The sequence below is a fragment of the Amycolatopsis oliviviridis genome (assembly GCF_014654365.1).
Classification (GTDB): Bacteria; Actinomycetota; Actinomycetes; order Mycobacteriales; family Pseudonocardiaceae; genus Amycolatopsis; species Amycolatopsis oliviviridis.
Window position 1 is genome coordinate 434183 of record NZ_BNAY01000008.1, and the last position, 21520, is coordinate 455702.

The window sequence follows — 21520 nt, forward strand, 5'->3', positions numbered from 1 at the left end:
ACTGCGCGAAGGCCGGCACGGTGAACGGTGGGTCAAGCGGGGTCGGACAGGATCCCGTTGACGTAGGTCCCGGGGTGCGTGGCGGCGTCCTGGCGCAGCACGGGCAGGTCCGACGGCCACGTCGCGGTGAGCGCCTGGGTCTGCCCCGGCGGGATGGTCGTGACCTGCGTCGGCGTCCACGTGGGCTCACCCGCCGCGGGCTTCAGGACGGTGATGGTCGCGGTCGCGGTGGACCCCGCGGGAACGTCGTTGTACTTCACGCCGTTGTCCACCCTGGTCAGGTGGTAGACCGGGCCGTTCGGGTCGGCGGGGCCGTTCAGGTCCGCGCCGGGAACGCCGTACAGCGCACACGTCCTGGACGACTTGTTCTTGTAGGTCAGCGGAACGTCGAGCTGCGTCGGCGAGTTCGGGGACGGCTTCGGAGAGCCGAGCGCCAGCGAAAGATCCGTTGTGGCGCAACGGGGATTGTTGCCCGACCCGGCGGGTTTCCCGGGAGCGGACGGTTTCGGTGTTCCCGTTTGCCCGCCCTGCGGCGCGGGAGTGCCGGTGGCCGCGGAGGTGGCGGTGGGCGCGGCGGACGTCTCGACCCCGCCACCACCCGCCGGGGCAGACGGCGGCTGCGCGGCCGAAGGGGTACCGGAGTTGTTGCAGGCGACGACGGCGAGCACACCGGCGCAGGCGGCGATCACCTTGGCGACCCGCGTGGCGTTCGTTCGAATGGATCGGTGGCTCATCGTCTTCTCCCCGTTCGGCCCTGCTCGCTGTGGATCAGTCACCAAGCAGGATGCCCAGCGGGGCGGGAAAGATGCGTCACGATGACGCTGCTCTCACAAAAGCAACCTCGACGGCCGTGACGCATCTTTCCCGTTAGGACGGTGAACTCTGCCCGTTCGGTCACGCCCAGCCGAGCGGGGTGACCTCCGCCGCCGACGTCCACGGCCCGCGCCCGCCCGCCTCGGTGAGCGCGCGGAACCGCACATAGCGGGCCCGGGCGGGCCAGAACCGGAGCGTCTTCCGGGCGGCGTCATCGGCGAAAGTACCCGCGGCGACAGGGCTCCCCCAGGCCACACCGTCAGCGCTCAAGTAGACCTCGTAACCGCCGACGCGACCATGGTCGGAACCGTCCTGGCGCGGCAGGTAGTCCAGCCCGGTGACGGTGCGCGCGGCACCCAGATCGAGCTGGAGTTCGTGGGGCAGCGGGTCTTCCCCGCCGGACCACTTGCTGTGCCAATGGGTGGCGGGATCGCCGTCGACGGCGTTCGTCGCGGCGCCGGATTCACCGGTGGTCTCCTGACTGTCGGCCGAGCGGACGGTGGCGGCGAGCGGCCCGGAGCCCATGACCGGGTCGCTGATGGTCTCGGCGCCTGTCTCGACGTGACCCGCGAAGCGACGAACGAAGCCGTCCGGCCCCTGGACCGTCAGGTCGTACCAGCCGCCCATTCCGCCTTCGACGCTGAACCAGTCCTCGACCGGCGCGCCGGAGCCGACCGTGTACGTCCACGGCCCGCCGCCCCGGTTTCCGGTGCGCACCGTCAGCTCACAAGCGGCTCCGGCGTTGGTCATCTTCAGGTACACGACACCGGATCCCGGCCGCAGCACGACTTCCGGATTCGGCTTGCCCGCCGTGGTCGCGGTGATCCGGTTGCCCGCGAACCGCCGCAGGAAACCGTTGGGGCCGTGCGTGGTGAGGTCGTACGCCCCGTCCGGGGAACCCACCTGCCAGTAGTCCGACAGCGTGGCCCCGGCGCCCACGGTGTAGCGCCACGGCCCGTCGGTCCGGTGCGCGTTGGCATAGACGTAGAAGTGCGCGCCCGCGGCTCCGGTGTTGCCGAAGTCGATCCAGAACCGCTCCGCCGTCACCCGTCCCGACGCCGTCAGCTGATATGGCAACGGCCGCGCCGTCCGGACTTCGGCCTCCGAAACGGGCGGCTTCTGCACGGAAGGCGGCTGCGGCTCGGTGTTCCACGGCCCGCTCGTCGGCACCGGTTTGGTCAGCGCCGGATAGCTGGCACTCGGCGCCGTGGTGTCCAGCGCCGACGTCAGATCCCCGCAGACCGTGCGCCGCCACGGCGAAATGTTCGGTTCGGCGACGCCGCTCCACCGTTCCAGGAAGCGCAGCACGGAGGTGTGGTCGAAGACCTCCGAACACACCTTGCCACCCCGGCTCCACGGCGAGATGACGAACATCGGCACCCGTACGCCCAGCCCGATCGGCTCGGCGGAGACGAATTCGTCGGTCGTGGCGGCCGAACTCTTGCCCTCGTCGTCGGAAGCGGGCGGCGCCGGCGGCGGCATGTGGTCGAAGAAACCGCCGTCCTCGTCGTAGGTCAGCAGGAACAGCGTCTTGTCCCAGACCCCGGGTTTGGACGCGATCGTGTCGAGGATCGACTTGACCAGATCGGCGCCGGTGTTGGGCCCCCAGGCGGGATGCTCGGTCTGCGACTCCGGCGCGACGATCCAGGACACCGACGGGAGTTCGCCCGCGTCGACGTCGGACTTGAAGGCGCTCAGCAACTGCTTCGGCGCGACCCTGGCCAGACCGCGGTCGTACAGGGCCCGCTCGGTCGCGTTCAGGGTCGCCACCCCCGCCGCCAGCCCGTCGAGCAGGCGGGTGCGTTCGGCGGCCGAGGCCGAATCCAAGGCGTAGTAGAAGTACTCCAGCTTCGGGAAGGCCTTGCCCGCGGAGTCCTTCACCTTCGACAGCGCCTTGGTGCCGACGGCGAGGAAACTGCTGAAGTAGTCGAGCGAATTGTCGCCGTAATTGTCCCATTCCTGATAGACCCGCCAGCTGCGGCCGGCGGCCTGGAGGCGTTCGGCGTAGGTCTTCCAGGTGTAGCCGGTGTGCCCGGGGTTCTGCCAGGCGTCGTTGCCGATGGCGCGGGTCTTGCCATCCGGCTCGAAGCCGAGTTTGCCGGTGAACAGGTACAACCGGTTCGGGTTGGTGGGCCCCATTTCCGAGCAGTGGTAGGCGTCGCAGACGGTGAACGCGTCGGCCAGCTCGTGATAGAACCGCAAGGCCGAACGAGTGTGGTAGGTCAGCGAACGAACACCCTTGGCCGCGCGCCACGCGTCGTGACGGCCCTTGTTCCACGCGCGGTGCCCGCCGGACCAGCTGTGGTCGACGTCGGCCATGAACTGGTCGTCGATCGCGTAGGGAAGCAAGGTGCCCGCGCCGTCGGGCTGCTGGAACACCGACGCCCCCGAAGGAAGCCTGATCGCGGCCGGATCATTGAAACCGCGTACGCCGCGCAGTGTCCCGAGATAGTGGTCGAACGACCTGTTCTCCTGCATGAAGACCACGACGTGCTCGATGACGTCGAGTCCGCCCGTCGGCGCTTCGGCGGCGAGCGCCTGCCGGACGCTCTCCGGGAGCAAGGTGAAAGCGGAAGCCGCGCCAGCGGCCTTCAGCAGGGTGCGACGGCGCACAGAGCCCTCCAGAAATTGCGTTGAACCCGTTCGAATGTGATCGAAACTGCACCTTTGATGCGATCTGCGAGCAGATAGAAACATAGGTGCCTGCTCGGTTCAAGGGTTCCGCCGTCGGGCTGCATGATCGGAGCAACAGGTCGCGACTTTCGGATGGTCGTGGGTGTTCCCTACTCAAGGGCTGTGCCGGAAAAACCGAGGTGGGGGCCGCCCCCCTTGAGCGTCCCCCACCCCGGTCCACCCGGCCCGCACCGGCCGGACGTCATTCGTCCCCGTTGCCGGACCTCCCGAACGAAGCGGCCAGCGCGAGCACCATGACGACCGGCCAGAGCACGATCAGCACCGCGGCGCCGCCGAAGGTGATCGCCGTGACCGCGACCGCCGTCGCGATCAGCCCGCCGACCGGCGACGCGTAACAAAGCCCCAAGGGCCCCAGGAAGAGAGCCCACAGCAAGGCCGTCTTCACCGACTTGGCGGGCGGGCGGGGAACCGGATACCGCCCCGGGCCGAGAACCTCGTGGTCGGTGCTCTGATACCAGCCGCCGGACATCAGCGGCGGGTGTGGCGCGAAGGAAGCCGGTCTTCGCCCGAACGCCTTGGGCGTGCGGGGATTCGCCTCGGCGATCACGTGGCGGTGATCCTTCGGCCGTCTCATGACACTCTCCGCACTGCGCATGACACCCCTCCCCCGTCGCCGGCCCGAGGCCTGGTGAAGTGACCTCTCGCCTGGCACAATTACCGGTTGCGGTTCGAAACTTTCCGGGTCGTTCTGCCCACTGACCATGCTGACGAGTCGGGGGAGTGGCTGATGCGTCATATGGAACACAGCGCCGAAAAGGAACCCGGCGCCGGATCGGCTCCCGGGGCACCGGAGGGCCAGGATGACCGGTTCCGCCACGGGTGAGTACGGGGACCGCGGAACCTGGCATCGGCTGACTCCCGAGGAACAGTCCGCTCTCCGGAGCGCGGGACACGTGAAGGTATGGCAGCCCGGCCAGATCCTCGCCCTCCAGGGCAGCCCGCCCACCAGCATGTTCGTCGTCCTGCACGGCTGGGTGAAGATCAGCGCGACCAACTACCGCGGTGAGGACGCCCCGCTCGCCGCCCGCGGCCCCGCGGAGATCGTCGGCGAACTGGCCCCGATCAGCGGACTCCCCCGGTCCGCCACGATGTCGGCGATCGACGAGGTGCACACCCTCGTCGTGCCGCGGGAGAAATTCCTGGGCGTGCTGCGCGACAGGCCACGCATCGCCGAGGAGATCTTCCGTACCGCGGCGATCAGGCTGCAACAGTCGGATCGGCTGCGCCTCGAGTCCGGCGGACCGGATTTCCCGCAACGGCTCGCCGCGGTCCTCGTGGAACTGGCCCTACAGCACGCCCTCGACTGGACGGACGGGAAACAGGTCGATCTCCGGTTCAACCAAGGGGAATTGGCGAGTTTCGCCCGGGTCTCGCGCAGCACCTTGATCCGCGGTCTCGAAGAGCTCCGGCGGCTCGGCGTGGTGCGCACCGCACGCCAGCGCGTCACGATCACCCGCCCTCGCGCATTGCGGGAATTGGCCGCCGGGAGGCCCCCGCCGGAAGACAAGGCCTGATCGAACACCGAATGTCGGCTATCCTTGTCGAGGTTCAACTCTCGCAACCGTTTCACGGGTGGAGGGAATCGGCACGATGAGTTCTTTCTCGGCAAGCACGGAACCGGACATCGAATCGGCGTTGATCGATCTCGACGAGGTGTCGTTCACCGCGTTACGGGATCTGGACAGTGAAGCCTTCCGCCATTCGGCGCACCATGTCGTCGAACGGACCACCCTTGTCCGCGCACGCTATAGAAGTAGCAACACTGGGACCGGTGAGCGCATCGACTGATGCCACCACCAGGCGAGGCTCGCCCCGTGTTCCACCGTTTGTCATGGCGAGACTTCGACGCACTCGCGCGCCTTGACGGCGACGAGGACATGGCACGTCGGCTGCGCCGGGCCGAGCGGAGCCGGCGCAAACTGCTGATCCACGCGCTCCTGACCGAGGCCATGAAGACCTCGGCCGACCCGGGTCCCCTGCCGTCGCTGGATTCGGCCTGGGAACTCCTCGCACGTGCCGAAGCACGAGCACCCCGGGCGGTGAACCGGATGCTCACGAATCCGTACACCGGGAGCTGGGCTGGCTACACGACTCGCTTGATGCGCAACGGAATCGACGGCGTCGGTCCTTTGTGGATGCACCTCGGGCACGCGCACGCGATCGCGGCGGCCGCGGCGATCAGGGCGGAACTGGATTTCGAAACCGTCATCCCGGCCTGGCATGGAAACGCCATGCTTCCATCCCTGGGAATGGCCAGATTTCCCGGCACCGGAGCGTTTTCCTCGGTCGTCGTGCGCGGCGTCAATGGCCGGTACTTCGTTTCGGATGCCGAAACAACGGTCCGCCTGCCGGAAGCACCTGAATCCGACGCTCCGGGCTGGTGGGGAATCCGGCGGGTACGGAGCCAGGTCGGCGCGCACCGGTTTTCGTTGTGGCTGGACGACCTCGATCCCTATCGCGGACTTTACGAGCCCGTCCCACCGGAACGGTTGCCGGACAAGGAATTGGCGGAGTGGCAACGTCGGATCGACGAGGCCTGCCGCCTGATCGCCGCCCATCTGCCCGGACTGGCCCGGATCATGCCGGTGGGATTGGCCTCACTCGTACCGAAACCTCAGGTGCTGTTCCGAAACCCGAGCGCGTCGACCGGGGAGGCGTTCGGGAGCGCGGTGGTCGGCCTGCCCACCGACGGCGAGTCCCTCGCCGAAACCCTGATCCACGAATTCCAGCACATCGTGCTCGGTGGCCTGCTGCACCTGGTCGAGTTGTACGAGCCGGATCCGGGTGAACGGATTTATGTGGCTTGGAGGGATGACCCCCGCCCTTTGAGTGGTGCCTTGCAGGGGGTGTTCGCCTACTTCGGTGTCACCGCTTTTTGGCGTGCGCTGTATCAGGCCGGCCACAGTTCCCGGCGCTCCGGTTTCGAATTCGCGTACTGGCGCGAGCAGACCTGGCGCACCCTGCGGGTCCTGCGCGCGGACGCGACGTTGACCGTCGCCGGACGGCGATTCCTCGGCAACATCGCCGACCGCCTGGGCCCTTGGCGGGACGAGCCCGTGCCATCGGAGGCGAGCGCACTGGCCACGGCCGCCCGACGGGATCACCTCGCGGGCTGGAGAGCCCGGCACCTGCGCCCTGATCCGTCCGTGGTCGCCGAACTGGCGGCCGCCTGGCTCAGTGGACGGTCGAGGCCACCCGCCACCCTCGACGCCACCGATCTTCCCCCGACACCGGTACCGGACGGCAGCTGGTCCCACGCCCGGATGGACCTGATCCGGCTTAAAGTCGGGGGCGCGCCGACGTCGCCGGACAGACGACCGCCGGCTGTTCCCGGGGCCACCACCGCGGACCTCGCTTACACCGGCGGTGACTTCCTTGAAGCCGTCGCGGGTTACCGGCGAGAGCTCGCCACGGATCCGGATCAGCCGACGTCTCTGGTCGGACTGGGCCTCGCGCTGTGCGCGCGAGGCCCCCATCCCGCCGCCCGTGCCCTGCTGCACTGCCCTGAACTCGTCCGGGCCGTGCACCGGCACCTGCGAGCCGTCCCCCGGCCACCGACCGTGGAACAGCTCGCCTCGTGGATCGGGCAACTCGTACCGGACTGAGCTACATCAGCATCGGGTCGATGTCGCAGTCGGCCCGAGCGCCGCGCCCGGCCGCCTGCGTTCCCGGGTGGGCCTCGCCGAGAACCTGGCGGTACTTCACCAAAATCGGGTCGCGGAACGGCGCGGCCTCCTCGTCCCTGCCCAGCGCGGCCAGGTCCAGCCCGAGGTTGAAGGTCGCCGCGAGGACGGTGGGGTGCTCCTCCCCGAGCACCTGCTTGCCACGCTCGACGGCGTCCCGTCCCAATTCCAGCGCCCTGTCGAGTTCGCCCAACGCCACGAGATCACTCGCGAGGTTGATCGTGACGATGACGGTGTAGGGATGATCCGGTCCGATGGTGCTGCGGAAATGCTCGAGAGCGCGTTCGTCGAGAATGCGGGCGGCCGCGGGATCGCCCAGCAGCCGCAACGTCACCGCGAGGTCGACATTGGCCGCCAGGGTGTGCGGATGATGCTCGCCGAGACCACTCCGGTATCGCTCGAAGGTTTCCTCACCGAGCTTCTTCGCCGCTGCCAGGTCACCCGAATGACGAAGGTCGATCGAATGGGCGAGCGCACAGGCCATCGTCGTGGCGTGGTCGTCACCATAGGCGATCCGGAACCTCCTGAGGGCTTCCGTGGACAGGCTGAGCGCACCCGGGTGGTCACCGTCCTTCCGCCTGGTGATCGCCAGCATGAACGTGTTACCCGCCGCGTCCAGCTGGTCCGAGCCGAAGCGAGCGTAGAAGTTCTCCGTGAGCCTTTCCTGCTGGACCCGGGCCTGGCCGTACTCGCCCGCCTCGCGCAGGTCCACGATCAGCGCGCTGTTGACGCCGAAAGTGCGGATGTGGTCGCGGCCGAGCACCTCGATCCGCCGCCGGAGGGTGTCCTGATCGAGTTCCGCGGCCTCCCGGTAGGCACCGGCCAGCCGGAGACTGATGGCGTGCTGGTACGCGGCGTAGAGCGTCTCCGGGTCGTCTTCACCGAACATGCGCTTGGCCTTGTGATAGATCTCTTCGCTCAGTTTGCTCGCCGCCGCGAAGTCGCCCTGTGCCCGGAGATCGATCGTGATGTTGCGCTGCAGAGCGAAAGTCTCTTCGTTCTCTTCACCGGATATCTGAAGGCGCAGGGCGAGCGTGCGCTGATTGAGCTCCGCGGCTTCGGTGTACCGGCCGATCGCCCACAGATAGAGACCGAGCCTGGATGACACTTCGAGTGTCTGCGGATGCGTGGGGCCGAGGGTGTCGGTGAGCTGTTTCCGCGCTTCGAGGCCGAGCCGGGCCGCCTCTTCGTGGTCGCCGTACTCGAACAGGTACCGCATCAGGTTGATGTGGAGCTGACGCGGCCAGTCGTCGTCGCAGTTCAGCACATTCGCCGCGTAGGCGTGCGGCAGCAATTCGCGGTAGCGCGACCAGTGCCTGCTGGATTCAGGGTCGTTCGGGTCCAGCGCGGCGAGCAGCTGATGGGCGCCGTGCTGCATCCGGGCGTGCACCTGACGGGCCATGACCCGGTTACGCAGAACCAGCTGAACCAGACGGTGCAGCTGGAGAGTGTTGTTGCCGTGGTCGATCTTCGCCAGGCCATAGCGGTTGATGTCGCGGATGGCGCGGGCCAGTTTGATCGGATCGCGCAGCGCGGCGTCGAGTTCAGGGGAGATCGACACCCGGCTGACCCCGGTGAGCAGATCACGCGAAATCGGTTCCGGGGAAAAGAAAGCACAGATGTGCAGGATCTGGTGGGCCGCCGGGTTGCGGGTCTTCAGTTCTTCGAACGACACGTTCCACGCCGCGGCGACGGAGACCTCGTAGTCGGGCGCCGAGGCGGTGTCGAGGATTTCCTCGACCGACTCGTCGAACAGCCGCAGGTACTCCTGCACCGGCATCCCGGTCACCGCACGCCAGGCCGCCGCCTGTTCGACGGCCAGCGGCAGATCGCCGAGTTTCTCGGCGAGCTGGTCGGCGTCGGCCGGATCGATCTCGGGGCCGCGGCGGCCGAGCAGTTCGACACTTTCCTCACGTTTGAACACCGCGAGTTCCAGCGGGCGCGCGATACCCGCCCAGTCGGAGTTCCGTGAGGTGATCAGGATTTCGCCCGGGCCGTTGCGCGGGAAGAACGGCAGGACGGTCTCAGGACTTTCGGCGGCGTCGAAGACCAGCAGCCAGCGACGGAACGGTCGTCCGGTTCGCAGCGCCTCGATCACGGCGGGGACGGCGATGTTCGCCTCGGACGCGCCTTGCAGGCCGAGGAGACCGGCTAGTTCGGTGAGGCCGGCGCGGATCTGCGTGGTGTGCGCGGCGTCGATCCACCAGACGAGGTCGTAATCCTGCAGATGCCGATAGATGTACTCGGTGGCCATCTGGGTCTTGCCGATACCGCCGAGACCGTGCAGCGCAGAGGGAAGCACCGCGGTGGTACCGCTGCTCAACCGCTTGGTGAGCTGGTCGAGCAGCTCGTCACGACCGGTGAAGTTCGGGTTGCGCGGCGGGACGTTCCCGAAGACCAAGGGCGGGTCCTCGGGCTGCCGGGCGGGGAAGGTCCGGGAGGTGTCCGACGCCGAAGGGTGCACGATCCTGGTGGTCGGCTCGTTCGATTCAGGCTCACCGAGGTAGGACGAGCGCCCCTGCGTCGCCGGCGTCAAGGCAGGTGGACGTTCGGCCGTCTCAGGCATGTTTGGACTCGCAGTCTTTGTGGATGTCTGTATGGATTCAGACACAGTTAAGGCGGGATCTGGGTCTTGTACCGCGTTCCGCAGCCGGTCGGCCCGGGACAGGTACGGGCCGGAGAGCGCCCGCATGAGCGCGCTCTCCAGTTCCACGTCGGCCGAGGACTCGAGGGTGAGCACCGGATCCGGCGTGTTGTTCGGGTCGGCGATGGCGTCTCGGAGGTGACCGAGCAGCGGAATCCGGCCACCGAAATGAGTGGCGGCCACCCGGACGACCTTGGCCGTTTCCGACCGCCGCGCGCCGCTGAGCAGCAATTCCCGGACTGCCTCGGGAAAAGCGAAGACCCCACCTGTGTCCCAAGTGGACTTCCCCTCCCTGAGTCCGGGAGCGTACATGATCCCCGAAAGCAGCAATTCGAGGAGGTGCTCCAGCCTCGCTTCCGGCACGAACTCTTGTCCCACCAGCTTCGCCACGTCGAGACGGACCGGAACCGCCGCGAGCAACTGTGCCAAGCGTAGCGCCGGCGGCGACGCAACACTGCGGAATCTGTGCACTCTTTCGGCGGGTGACAAAGTTACCGGTGAGTCGCCGGAATCGGACTGGAAAATCCGTTCCGTGGCGAGGACGACCGTTCCTTCCGCGTCGGTGTCGTTTTCGCCGGTCATCAGTCCGGCCCACCAGCCCAGCGCCTGTGGCCGCAGTTCGAGCACCGGCACCGGCACGAGGTCGGCGGGCACCGCCGAGCCGGGTTCGAGCCAGGCGTCCGCGAGGTCGCACACCCACCGACCGTTGGGGGCCAACACGTTCGGGACTCTCAGCCGCGCCTTGTGCGGGCTCATCCCGCACCGGCCCCACAGCCATTGCGGCAGCAGGTGCACGATGCTGACCGGCATCTTCCTGCCCCACCGCGCCAGTATCGGATACAGCGCGTCCTTCTTTTGCCAGGCGTCCCCGACACCGTCGGTCAGCAGCAATACCACGCGCCGTCCCGACGAATCCATGATCTCGTCGGGATCGCGGGCGGGCGCGCCGGAAGTACCACCGCGGAGAACGAGATCTTCCTGGTCATTGTCCTTCGCGGTTTCCAACAACCGGACCTGAATGGTACGGAAAGCACCCACTTGCCTGAGCAATTCGACAAACGCGGACACCCTCGGCCGCCACAAGGCCATCGAGGGGCCGTTGTCGAGGACGAGCGTCAGGTCCAACCAGCGCTCTTTCCTCGATCGGGTGACAGGCCACCACCGCCCGGTCTCCGCTGCCCGGACGGCGGTCGCCACTTCGTCCAGGACCACATTGTTGTGTCGCTGCGAAGCCCTCTCCCGTTTCAGGGTTTTCAGCGCGCGGAAGTACGCAAGTGACTCGAGAAGAACGACTCCGCCCGGTCCCGTGCCGTCCACCGCGGGTTCGGGCAGCTCACCGGGGACGGCCTCGATCTCGACGGCCGCGGCGTCGTCTTCTTCGTCCGGCCGCCGGTCGTCTCGCATCGTGGACAGCCGCGGCTCGGGAGGCTCGGGTAGTTCCCCACGTTCCTGGAGTGCGTTGCGGATCCGTACGTCCTCGGCCGGCGGCTCCGGCTCCTCGGCGGGAGCGGGCTCCGGGCTCGCGCGCCGGGGCGCGATGGCCGCGGCCAGCCACACGATGTCCGCGACGTCGGTCCAGTTCAGGTCCTCGAATGCGAACCGCTTGGCCCCTGGGGGAAAACCGGTCCTCCGCCGCTCCGCCACCGGGGCGGAACGCGAGTCGGAGGTACCGCCCGGCCCGTCCATGTCACCGCACCGTCAGACGTTGCCAAAGAGCGTCCACCAGCCGCGGCCATGCCTCCTGATCCGGCTGGTACGCGCCCGACGTCGCCAGATAGACGGCGTCGAGCAGCCTGTCGGTCGGAAGACCGCCTTCCGCCTTGCTCCGTTCGGCGAACTCGCGGATGAGCTCGTCCCGGTGCTCGCCGTTCTCGCCGACCAGATGACTGGCCACGATCGCCGCCAGCTGATCCTCGCCCGGGTTCTCGATCCGCAATTGCAGGCACCGGCGCAGGAAAGCGGGCGGGAATTCCCGCTCACCGTTGCTGGTCATGATCACGATCGGGAAGGCGCGGCACCCGATCCGGCCGTCACGGACCACGGCCGTGCGCTCCGGATCGGCGGTGTGCACGGTGACCTCGGGATGCCGATTGCGCACTCGCGCCAGCTCTTCGACGATGAATTCGCCGTCCTCGAAGATCGACAACAGATCATTGGGCAGATCCGCCTCGGATTTGTCCAGTTCGTCGATCAACAGCACCCGCGGCAACTTACTCGGCAGGAAAGCCGTGCCCAGCGGGCCGAGCCGCACGAAATCACCGATCGGCGGCTCCTCGGCCTCGCCACCCAGCTGTGCCTGAGTCGTCGCCGCGGCCTGCACCCGGCCGATCGCGTCATAGCCGTACAACCCCGAACTCAGCGCCGTGTGGCTGGTGATCGGCCAGCGCAGCACCCTGCCCAGCCCCAGCTCCCGCGCGATCCGGTACGCGAGACTCGACTTCCCCGTCCCCGGATTGCCCGTCACCAGCAACGGCCGCCGCAAATACAGCGCCGCGTTCACCATGTTCAGCTCACCCGCGTCGACATCCTGCTCCGAAAGCATGAACGCGCTACCCAGACGACGCTCCGCCTCCCCGTCGTCGGGCGGCGGCACATCGTTCTCCGGCGGCGGGTCACCGCGATAGGAACGCCAAGGCGGCGGCGCGGGAAGGAGTTCCGCGAGGTCGATGTCGTGGATCGGCATTCCGGTGCCGCGATAGATCCACCAATCGGGTGCATCGGTCTGCGACATCCGGCCGTTCGCGGTCGCGTCCTGATCGTTCCCGCTCATCCGCGGCATCCCCTTACAGTCGAGTCGGGATCAACGGCTGGTCCAGGACGATCACCCTTTTCGGGTCGTCCCACATTACCACCAGATCGTGAGCCAGAGAATTCTTGAACGGTACGGCCGCACCCGAATTCGCCAGTTTGCGGCGATCCGGAAGTTCGATGAATCCGCTCTCCGCCGCCAATACCCAGTCGAGCAACCCGCGCAGCTTCTCCGGATCGGCGTCCGGATGCCACAACACCACCGGCAGGCCGCTGCGCAGGGCACTTGTCAACTCGTCCGGTGCGGAACCCGGTTCCGCCCGCGAGGACGGAGGATTCGTCAAGACGAGCCCGACCCAGTGCTCGTCGCTCAGAATTGCTTCGATCGGGTGACTCTCGGACCCGGTGCCTCCGGGATAGTGCAACCGGTCCGCCGAGGGGTCCTTCACCATGGAGTCCCAGCGAACATTCCATTCGCGATGCCAATGCTTCGCCCGCATCCTCTCCAGCGACCGTATTCCGAGCCGGTATCCGTAGCGCAGCGGTTGGGGCTGGCCGGTCCCATGTTCCTTCGCCCACCGCTGCACGGGCAAATTGATCAAGGTCCTCGGCAGGAGGAATTCCACCGACGCGGACATGCTCTGACCGGACCAGAAGGACTCAGTCTCCAGGATGACGTCATCGACCCGGAACTCGACCTCCGCTATGTCGATTTCCCGCACGCCGCCGAGGGCGGGCGGCCACACTTCCGGATCGTCCTGACGCCAGAATGCGAGAGTGCACCGCGTCGGATCGGCGGAAACCGGTTCGAGCATGATGATCAAATGCAGATGGGGGCGCTCGGGAATGGGCGGCCTGCTCTGCCGCTGATGCACGAGAGCCGGGGCGAGCCGGAGCGCCCTGGCCTGATCGGCGATCCAGCCCGCGATCATGGCGCCCTGCTCGCCTTCCATGTTCTCCGCGAGCAACCGCAGGAACGTCACCGCCGGCGGGATCCCGTCCGGTCCGGCGTTGAAATCGGTGAGCAGCTGGAAAGCCCCCCACGCGTCGGTGATGCCCTCCAGCCGGGGCAGCGGGACGGCGGGACCGAGTGCCCGGCTCATCATCACGGCCAGATGAGGCACTTCGATGCTGTTCAGCCGCTGGTGCAGGCCCGCCAGATCCTTGCGGGGGATCAGATCCAGCACCGTGCTGTCGGCGATGAGCAGATCCTCGGCGGCCTCGATCTCGAGAGACGGTTTCAGGACCGGGGCGGTGACCTCCCCGTGCAGCCGTAAATAAGCCGTTCCGGTGAAATTCTTGACCAAAACCGGGATCGGACCGTACAGCTCGGGCAACAGGCCCGGGTCTCTCGCGATGACGTCGGTGAAGAAACGCTCCGAGCAGATGAACGCGATCATCCGCCCGGATTCCGCGAACGCGTCCTTCGCCGTTTGCGCGTCCAGAATGCGGAAAGCGATGTCGACCGCCTCGCCGACCCAGCCGTTCCCGTCGTTCAGGACCTCGCCGGAGTTGAGACTCACCCGAAGCCGGATCTGCGCCTGCGGGGTCCGCGTATGGTTGTACCGGCGGAGCGCGACCGCGACCCGATCCGGTAACCGGTCGGCGACCAGGCTTTTGGTCGTTCCCGGCGGGAGCAGGACGAGCGCGCCGTCACCGCGATCCTCATGAGCGCAGGAATCGAAGTCGACCCCGCTTTCGGCGAACGCGGTCTTCAGCACTTCGTACATGCCTTGGCGCACGGCGATCCGATCGAGCGGGTACCGGTCCGGGGCGGTGAAGCCCACGACGTCCACCACGACGATCGTGCGGTCGAGAGGCTGCGTCGGTTGCGCCACTGGCCCCCTCCCAAGGTCCATGGCACCGACACCGGCGCCGAATCCCACATTATCGCGTCATCGGCGCGGAGCTGAGTATCAAATGACAAATCAGTCCGGACATTTCCGTGCTGGTTATTTGCCCACGAAACACGGAGCCCTCCCCGACCGCGCCGGGGAGGGCTCCGCTTTCACCGGTGATCAGACACCGGCGACCTGCTGGATCCAGCTGCGGTAGCGGGTGATGTTGGTGTAGGCGGTGTTGTTCGACCGGTCACTGGTCGAGGCGACACCGACCTGACGGCCACCGGAGAACATCGGGCCGCCCGAGTCACCGCCGGCGGTGATGCCGTCGACGCGGTTCGCGCAGACCGCGACACCGCCGTTGTAGTCACTGCAGTTGACCGAGTTGACCCGGACGGTGGCGACCTTCAGGTAGCGGGACTGGCAGTTGATCTCCGACCCGCACTGGCTGGTCGCGCCCCAGCCGTAGACCTGGACGTTCTGTCCGACCGCGACGTTGCTCGTGGTGCCGAGCGGCGAGTAGGTGGCGTTGACCGAACTGGTCAGCTTGACGATGGCGAGGTCCGCGCCCGAGTGCCGGGTGATGGTCGAGCCGGTGGCCATGGTGCCGCCGCTCTGCTGGTCGAGGCTGCCGATCCGGAAGGTGTAGGTGCCGCTGCTCGCGACACAGTGCTTGGCGGTGAGGATGTACTGCGGCGCGATGATCGTCGCGGTGCAGTTCTGCTGGCCGTTCACGAACAGCCGGGCCGCCCAGGGACCGCTCTGCGCGTTCTGGCCTCCGATGATCATCGGCTGCACGCCCGAGGGCTCGGCGGCGGTCGCGGCGGGGGCGGTCGAGCCGAGCAACGCCATGAAGGCGGTACCGGCCAGCAGGACGAGGGAGCGCAGTCGCATGTTCCGACTCATTTCTGCGGCCGGGGTCCGGGCCGCGTCAGTGGGGACAACGCGCTGATTCTGTGTCGTGCCAAGGGAATCCGGAAACCGACGAAAGTTCGCGTGCGCTACCTATTTAATTCCATGACGCGCGGAAGAGATTTTTGAGTATGCGCCGAAGATCATTAGGTAGTCACTCGCCGAGCAGACGCCAGGCGGTGAGGGCGAGCCGGGCCCTGGTCAGACCGGTGGGTTCGGTCAATTCGATGGCCAGGCTCTTCCCGATCTGCGTGAGCCGCCGGGCGACACTGCTGTGGTGCAGATGCAGGGAATCGGCGGCCTGGCGCACGGAACCGGTGGCGCAGTAGGCGTCCAGGGTCCGCAGGTCCTCCGGATCCGCCAGGCGGGTGATCGCGACGACGTCGGCGTTGGTCCGCGTGTCCTCTTCGGGGATCCGTGCGAGCAGTGCCAGCGCCCCGAGGTCGTCGTAGTGGATCACCGGCTGACGGGCGGTCGTGAACCGCAGCGCGGTCCCGGCGTCCCGCCAGGACCGATGCGGGCAATCGGCGGCTCCGATCCCCGCGCGCACCCCTTCCGGGAACCGGGCCGGATCCACCGTGGTGGCCAGGATGACGCCCGCGTCCGTGAGTGCCGCGGCCTTGACCGGGCGCCTCGGGCAGATCAGGGTCCCGATCTTCTCGAGCGGGACCTTCGACCGGACGACGACAACGCGGATCGGCGCGTCGGCGGGAAAGCCCAGCAGCCGCAGGGCCCGGTGCCTGGCCGCGTCGTCGCCGTCGGCGCCGATCACGAGTTCCACCAGCGCCGGATCGGCCATGGTGGTGCGGGCCGGGCCGTATCGTTCGACGACCGTCGCCACGGCGATCGCGAGCCGGTCCAGCACCGCGTCGTCGAGGGCGCCGGGAGTTCCCTCGCGCTCCAGCCACACCGTGCCGATCTCTTCGTCGTCGAGGGTGATCGCCACCGAGGTGGACACGGAAGCGGGATCCGGCGCGGCCTCGCGACCGTCCGGCGCCATGCGGAGGGTGCGTCCCGCGCTGTGCAGCCGGATGCCCGCCACGCATTCCGCCAGCCCGGCCGTCGCGCGGGCGAGCGCGGGCAGGTCGACGCGCCGCCGCATCAGGGTGTCGTAGAACATCACGACCCGGATGGCGCCTTCGACGTCGGGATCCAGATGCGAAAGCCGCGCGGCCAATGCCTCCATGTTCGCGAGCGTACGCGGCGTTCGTCGCGCGAAGGGGCGATCACGCGCGACGGTTGGCGGGCGGCGGGCGGGCCGAGGACTGGAAGGATCGCCGTCATGGATCCCGAACTGGAAGCCTTCGTCGCCCTGTTCCCCCCGGCGACGCTCGACGACCCGATCACCGAGCGCGCGAACTTCGCGAAACTGGCCGCGTCGGTACCGCGGCCGGACACGTCGGGGATGGTGGTCGAGGACCGGACGGCGCCCGGTGAGCCGGCGGTCCCGGTCCGGATCTACCGGCCGTACGAGGCGCTGGGCGCCATCGTCTGGCTGCACGGCGGTGGCTGGGTCATGGGCGATCGGGAGACCGAACACCCGTGGGCCGCCCGGCTCGCCGAAGCCTCGGGCGCGGTGGTGATCTCGGTGGAATACCGCCTGGCGCCCGAGAATCCGTTCCCGGCCGCGTTCGACGACGTCTACACCGTGCTGAACTGGGCGGCGGACCACGCGGGCGAACTCGGTGTCTCCCCGGACCGGATCGCGATCGGCGGGCACAGCGCGGGCGGCGGGCTCGCGGCGGCGACGGCGCTGCGAGCGCGCGACGAGGGCGGACCGCGGATCTGCTTCCAGTTGCTCAACCAGCCGGGACTCGACGACCGGCTTGAGTCGTGGTCGGCGCGGCGGTTCACCGACACACCGTGGATGAATCGCGCCAAGGCGGCCGCGATGTGGCGGTACTACCTCGACGGCCGTCCCGCCCCTTCGCCGTACGCCGCCCCGTCTCGGGCCACCGACCTCGCCGGCCTGCCACCCGCGTACGTCGCCTCCGCCGAGCTCTGCCCGAACCGCGACGAGAACATCGACTACGCGGTCCGGCTGCTGCGAGCGGGGGTGTCCGTCGAACTGCACCAGTGGCCCGGTACCTTCCACGGCTCGCAGGCGATCCTGTCCGCCGAGGTGTCCCGCCGTCAGATCGAGGAACTGGGCGCGGTCCTGCGCCGCGCGCTGGCCGGGTGATCCGCAATTCGGTTGACCCGATCGCGGGACGGCGATGCACTGTGCGGATGGAGATCCGTCCCACGACCGGTGAAGAGTTCGACGTCTTCGTCGACACCATGCACGCCGCCTTCGCGCAGTTCCGGGACACCGGGGCCACGACCTGGTCGGCACTCGAAATGGACCGCGGCCTGTTCGCCACGACCGAGGACGGACGGCCCGTCGGCACAGCGGCCGCCTACTCCTTCGAGCTCACCCTTCCCGGTGAAGCCGTCATCCCGGTCTCGGGAGTGACCGCCGTCGGTGTCCTGCCGACGCACCGGCGCCAGGGCGCGCTCAGCGCGATGATGCGGCGTCAGCTCGCCGACTTCCGGGCCAGGGGCGAGTTCCTCTCAGTGCTGCTGGCCGCGGAGGCGGTGATCTACCGGCGATTCGGTTACGGGCCGGCGACCGTCACCGAGCGGCTCACGGTGCAGCGAAACCGGGCCGCCTTCGCCCTCCCCCAGGCCGTCGGGGGCTCGATCGAGCTGCTGCGTCGCGCCGAATGCGGCGAGATCATGGAGGAGGTCTACGACCGGTACCGCCGCGTCCAGCCCGGGGCGCTTTCGCGGCCGAGTCGGTGGTGGGCTTCGGGAGCCGGTCAGCCCCCGGTCTCTCGGTCACCGCGCTACGTCGCCGTTCACCGTGACGCCGACGGTGTCCCGGACGGGTACGCCAGCTACTCCCTCAACGAGCCCGATACCTTGATCGTCGACGAGACCATCGCGGTGGACGACACCGCCGGCACCGCACTGGCCCGGTTCCTGCTCGAACACGACTTGATCGCGCAGGTCGTGTTCAAACACTGCCCGCCCGACCACCCGTTGCGCTGGCGGCTGGTGGATCTCCGCGCCGCCCGGACCAGCGACGAGACCGACTGGCTGTGGGTACGGCTGCTGGACATCCCCCGAGCGCTCACCGCGCGCGGCTGGTTCGCCGACGGTGAGCTCGTCCTCGACGTCGACGACCCCGCGCTCGGGGAGCACGGCCGCCATCTGCTGACCGTCCGGGACGGCGAGGCGGACTGTGTTCCGACGGACCGCGAGCCCGACCTGTCGCTGGACGTGAGCGACCTCGGCTCGATCTATCTCGGCGGCACCGCCCCGAGCACGCTCGTCCGGGCCGGGCGGATCCGGGCCCACCGCCCCGGTGCGGCCGTGCTGGCCGACGCCCTGTTCCGTGCCGAGCGTTCCCCGCATTGCCTGCATTGGTTCTGATCACCCGAGGGGCGCGGTCTCAGAGCGCGGACGTTCGTTGACACCCTGTAGTGCCACTGCTCTACTCGGACGCATGCGCTGTACGGCCTGAATCAGTGTCCGCCCACTTTCGAGAACACCCGGGAATTCCGGGCGCTCCGCCCTGCCCGGAATTCCCGTTCGCCCTCGCACAGAACGGAATTCACCCATGACCACGACCGAGAACCGGGTCCGGTCCGCCACCGAATGGCTGACCGTCGCGAAAGAGGTCGCCGCCGAACTCGCGGTGAACGCGGCCGAGCGCGACCGGAACAACGGCACGCCCGCCGCGGAAGTCCGGCTGCTCAAGGAAACCGGCCTGGTGACCCTGCTCGGCCCGGTCGAGCACGGCGGTGGCGGGCAGACCTGGGAGACCGCCTATCGCGTGACCCGCGAGATCGCGCGCGGCGACGGTTCCCTCGGCCAGATCCTCGGCTACCACTATCTCTGGGCCTGGGCCGCGCGCTTGGTGGCGACCGAGGACCAGATCACCGCGGTCGAAGAACTGTATACGCGTAACAATTTCGTGTTCGGCGGCGCGGTCAATCCCCGGGATTCCGACCTGACGATCACCGAAGACGGCGACGAAATCGTCTACAATGGACACAAGTCGTTCTCCACCGGCAGCAAGATCTCCGATCTGACCGTGCTCGAAGGTGTCCTCGAAGGCACCGAGGACCACATCTTCGCCATCGTTCCGTCCGAACAGGACGGGATCGTGTTCCACGACGACTGGGACAACATCGGCCAGCGGCTCACCGAATCGGGCAGCGTGACCATCACCGACGTGCGGGTCCCGTGGGCGAGCGCGGCGGGTTACGTCGACAAGGCGTTCCAGCCCCTGACCTACAACACGCTCAACGTCCCGGCGATCCAGCTGGTGTTCGCCAACTTCTATCTCGGCATCGCGCAGGGAGCGCTGGAAACCGCGCTGGCGTACACGCGCGAGCACACTCGCGCCTGGCCGTACGGCGGCGACAACAAGGCGACCGCCGGCGAGGAGTGGTACATCCTCGAAGGCTACGGCGATCTCCAGTCGAAGCTGTGGGCCGCCGAAGCACTGGTGGACAAGGCGGGAACGGCGATCTCGGCCGTGCTGCACGCGCCGCGCGAAGAATTGACCCCCGAAGCACGCGGCGAGATCGCGGTCCTCGTCGCCGCCGCCAAACAACGCACGATCGACACCGGGCTCGAAATCGGCTCGAAGATCTTCGAGCTGACCGGCGCCCGCGCGAGTGCCACGAAATACGGCCTGGACCGCTTCTGGCGGAACCTGCGGACGCATTCGCTCCACGACCCGGTGGCCTACAAACGCCGGGAGGTCGGCGCCTACGCGCTGCTGAACGAACTCCCGGAACCCACCTGGTACACCTGATCCTTCGGCCGGGGTGGTCGTGAGTGGCGATTCGGGTTCTCTTGAGGGGTAAGGCGAAGGTGTCGTGCTCGCTCGCCGGTGTGCCGGCTTCGGATGTTGTGAAAGCCACTTTCGCAACCATCAACGTTGCGAAAGTGGCTTTCACAACACCACCGCCCCACCGTTTCGCCGCCGGCCGAGGGGGTCGTGAGTGGCAAGTGTCGTTCTAACCCCACTTACCACTCACGACCACCGGTATCGAAGGGGCCCTTCCCTGCATACGATGCGGGAGAGACCCCTTCGGTACCGGTGGTCGTGAGTGGCGAATCGTGTTCTAACCCGAATCGCCACTCACGACCCCCGATCACTCTTCGAAGCCTTCGTCCCCGCCGTCGAAGGCATCCTCCATGACCTCGCCGAGGATCATGCCGCCGACCACACCGGCCGCGGCACCGGCGACCACACCGCCCATCCCCGGTCCCCGCCTGCCGTGATGACCGTGGTGGCCAGGGTGGCCGTGATGGTCGTACTCGTGGCCGTAGTGCTCCTGATGCCCGCCGAACATGGCGTGCCCGCCGCCGGATTCGGCGACCTTGGCCAGCCAGCCGTCGATGGCCGCGGCCCAGTCGGTGCGCAGGGCCTCCTCGTGCGAGACGTGGAAGCGGCCGAAGGCGTCACCGCCGGACCGGAACATGCCACCGCGTTTGTCGGCCTCCAGCACCACCACCAGGTCGTCCGGGCTCGCGACGAAGGTCAGCTCCACCTGGTTGACGCGGCCGGCGTAGCGCGACGGCGGGAAGAACTCGATCTCCTGGAAGAACCCGAGTTCCTGCCGGACGCCGTGCAGCCGCCCGGCTTCGACGTCGGCGCTGCGGAACGAGAACCCCAGCTCGCCGAACGCCTCCAGCACCCGGTCCTGCGACTCCAGCGGACCGACCAGTACCGGGTCGAGGTCGCCCTTGTCCGGGGCGCCCGCGATGACGAGCTCGGTCCGCACGCCGACGACCACGCCCGGCAGCTCACGCCCGCCGACCGCGCTGATCGGCGTCTCCCAGGGCAAGGCGATCTGGAACGGCACGGTGGTCGGCTGCCCCGCCGTCACCTGGACCTTGCGGCCCGCGCTGACCCGCAGGAACTCCGCGGTCCCGGCGCGCTCGTGGTCGCCGTGCTCGACCTCGACCCGGGTCACCAGCGAAAGCAGGATCTCCTCGATCTGGGCGTCGCTCGAACCGCCCTGGATGCGGACCTGTCCGGTGATCACCTCACCGGGCACGGCGTGCGGCGAGTCGAGCACGGTGTCGACGGACGGGCCGCCGACCCCGAAGGCGCTGAGCATCCGTTTGAACATCAGGGATTTCCTCCGCTGGGTACTGGAACCTGTGTGCCGCGAGAGCGG

General features: G+C 68.0%; 15 protein-coding genes. 6 read left to right on the top strand and 9 right to left on the bottom strand.

Translation table 11 applies throughout. From position 1 onward, the window contains the following. Positions 1-32 precede the first annotated feature (32 nt). The 3 genes from IE302_RS31850 to IE302_RS31860 form a co-directional block, all read right to left on the bottom strand. Positions 33-734, bottom strand: coding sequence for a DUF4232 domain-containing protein (locus tag IE302_RS31850; RefSeq protein ID WP_191258131.1), 702 nt, complete (start codon positions 732-734; stop codon positions 33-35). A gap of 160 nt (positions 735-894) precedes the next feature. Continuing rightward, the gene (locus IE302_RS31855) at positions 895-3426 is read right to left on the bottom strand and encodes a phosphocholine-specific phospholipase C (protein ID WP_191258132.1); all 2532 of its coding nucleotides are present in this window, start codon (positions 3424-3426) and stop codon (positions 895-897) included. A gap of 262 nt (positions 3427-3688) precedes the next feature. Then, positions 3689-4081 carry a hypothetical protein gene (locus tag IE302_RS31860; RefSeq protein WP_229908054.1) on the bottom strand — a complete coding sequence of 131 codons (393 nt, stop codon included), beginning with the start codon at positions 4079-4081 and terminating at the stop codon, positions 3689-3691. Positions 4082-4307: 226 nt separating this feature from the next. On the opposite strand from IE302_RS31860, the gene IE302_RS31865 reads away from it, so the two are divergent. The 3 genes from IE302_RS31865 to IE302_RS31875 all read left to right on the top strand — a co-directional run bounded on the left by IE302_RS31865 (position 4308) and on the right by IE302_RS31875 (position 7112). Beyond that, positions 4308-5021: a Crp/Fnr family transcriptional regulator gene (locus IE302_RS31865; protein WP_191258134.1), complete on the top strand. Its 714-nt coding sequence runs from the start codon at positions 4308-4310 to the stop codon at positions 5019-5021. Between the two features lie 58 nt (positions 5022-5079). Continuing rightward, positions 5080-5295 carry a hypothetical protein gene (locus IE302_RS31870; RefSeq protein WP_229908055.1) on the top strand — a complete coding sequence of 72 codons (216 nt, stop codon included), beginning with the start codon at positions 5080-5082 and terminating at the stop codon, positions 5293-5295. An 89-nt stretch (positions 5296-5384) separates the two neighbouring features. Next, the gene (locus tag IE302_RS31875) at positions 5385-7112 is read left to right on the top strand and encodes an HEXXH motif domain-containing protein (RefSeq protein ID WP_229908056.1); all 1728 of its coding nucleotides are present in this window, start codon (positions 5385-5387) and stop codon (positions 7110-7112) included. A 1-nt stretch (position 7113) separates the two neighbouring features. Here the strand turns inward: IE302_RS31875 and fxsT are convergent, their stop codons facing one another. The 5 genes from fxsT to IE302_RS31900 form a co-directional block, all read right to left on the bottom strand. Further along, positions 7114-11520, bottom strand: coding sequence for an FxSxx-COOH system tetratricopeptide repeat protein (gene fxsT / locus IE302_RS31880; protein WP_191258136.1), 4407 nt, complete (start codon positions 11518-11520; stop codon positions 7114-7116). Between the two features lies 1 nt (position 11521). Further along, positions 11522-12604, bottom strand: coding sequence for an AAA family ATPase (locus tag IE302_RS31885; protein ID WP_191258137.1), 1083 nt, complete (start codon positions 12602-12604; stop codon positions 11522-11524). A 13-nt stretch (positions 12605-12617) separates the two neighbouring features. Further along, positions 12618-14420, bottom strand: coding sequence for a VMAP-C domain-containing protein (locus IE302_RS31890; RefSeq protein ID WP_191258138.1), 1803 nt, complete (start codon positions 14418-14420; stop codon positions 12618-12620). A 180-nt stretch (positions 14421-14600) separates the two neighbouring features. Then, entirely contained in the window at positions 14601-15317 is a 717-nt protein-coding gene (locus tag IE302_RS31895; RefSeq protein ID WP_191258139.1) for a S1 family peptidase, read from the bottom strand. Positions 15318-15489: 172 nt separating this feature from the next. Continuing rightward, a complete protein-coding gene (locus tag IE302_RS31900; protein WP_191258140.1) occupies positions 15490-16521 on the bottom strand; it encodes a helix-turn-helix domain-containing protein in 1032 nt (343 codons plus the stop codon). 96 nt (positions 16522-16617) lie between these two features. On the opposite strand from IE302_RS31900, the gene IE302_RS31905 reads away from it, so the two are divergent. The 3 genes from IE302_RS31905 to IE302_RS31915 all read left to right on the top strand — a co-directional run bounded on the left by IE302_RS31905 (position 16618) and on the right by IE302_RS31915 (position 20145). Continuing rightward, on the top strand, positions 16618-17517 hold the full coding sequence (locus tag IE302_RS31905; protein ID WP_191258141.1) for an alpha/beta hydrolase: 900 nt from the start codon (positions 16618-16620) through the stop codon (positions 17515-17517). A gap of 47 nt (positions 17518-17564) precedes the next feature. Next, positions 17565-18752 carry a GNAT family N-acetyltransferase gene (locus IE302_RS31910; protein WP_191258142.1) on the top strand — a complete coding sequence of 396 codons (1188 nt, stop codon included), beginning with the start codon at positions 17565-17567 and terminating at the stop codon, positions 18750-18752. Positions 18753-18939: 187 nt separating this feature from the next. Further along, positions 18940-20145 (top strand): acyl-CoA dehydrogenase family protein, encoded by a 1206-nt coding sequence (locus tag IE302_RS31915; RefSeq protein ID WP_191258143.1) that lies wholly within the window; start codon positions 18940-18942, stop codon positions 20143-20145. A gap of 343 nt (positions 20146-20488) precedes the next feature. Here the strand turns inward: IE302_RS31915 and IE302_RS31920 are convergent, their stop codons facing one another. Continuing rightward, positions 20489-21472, bottom strand: coding sequence for a sporulation protein (locus IE302_RS31920; protein ID WP_191258144.1), 984 nt, complete (start codon positions 21470-21472; stop codon positions 20489-20491). Positions 21473-21520: the final 48 nt, after the last annotated feature.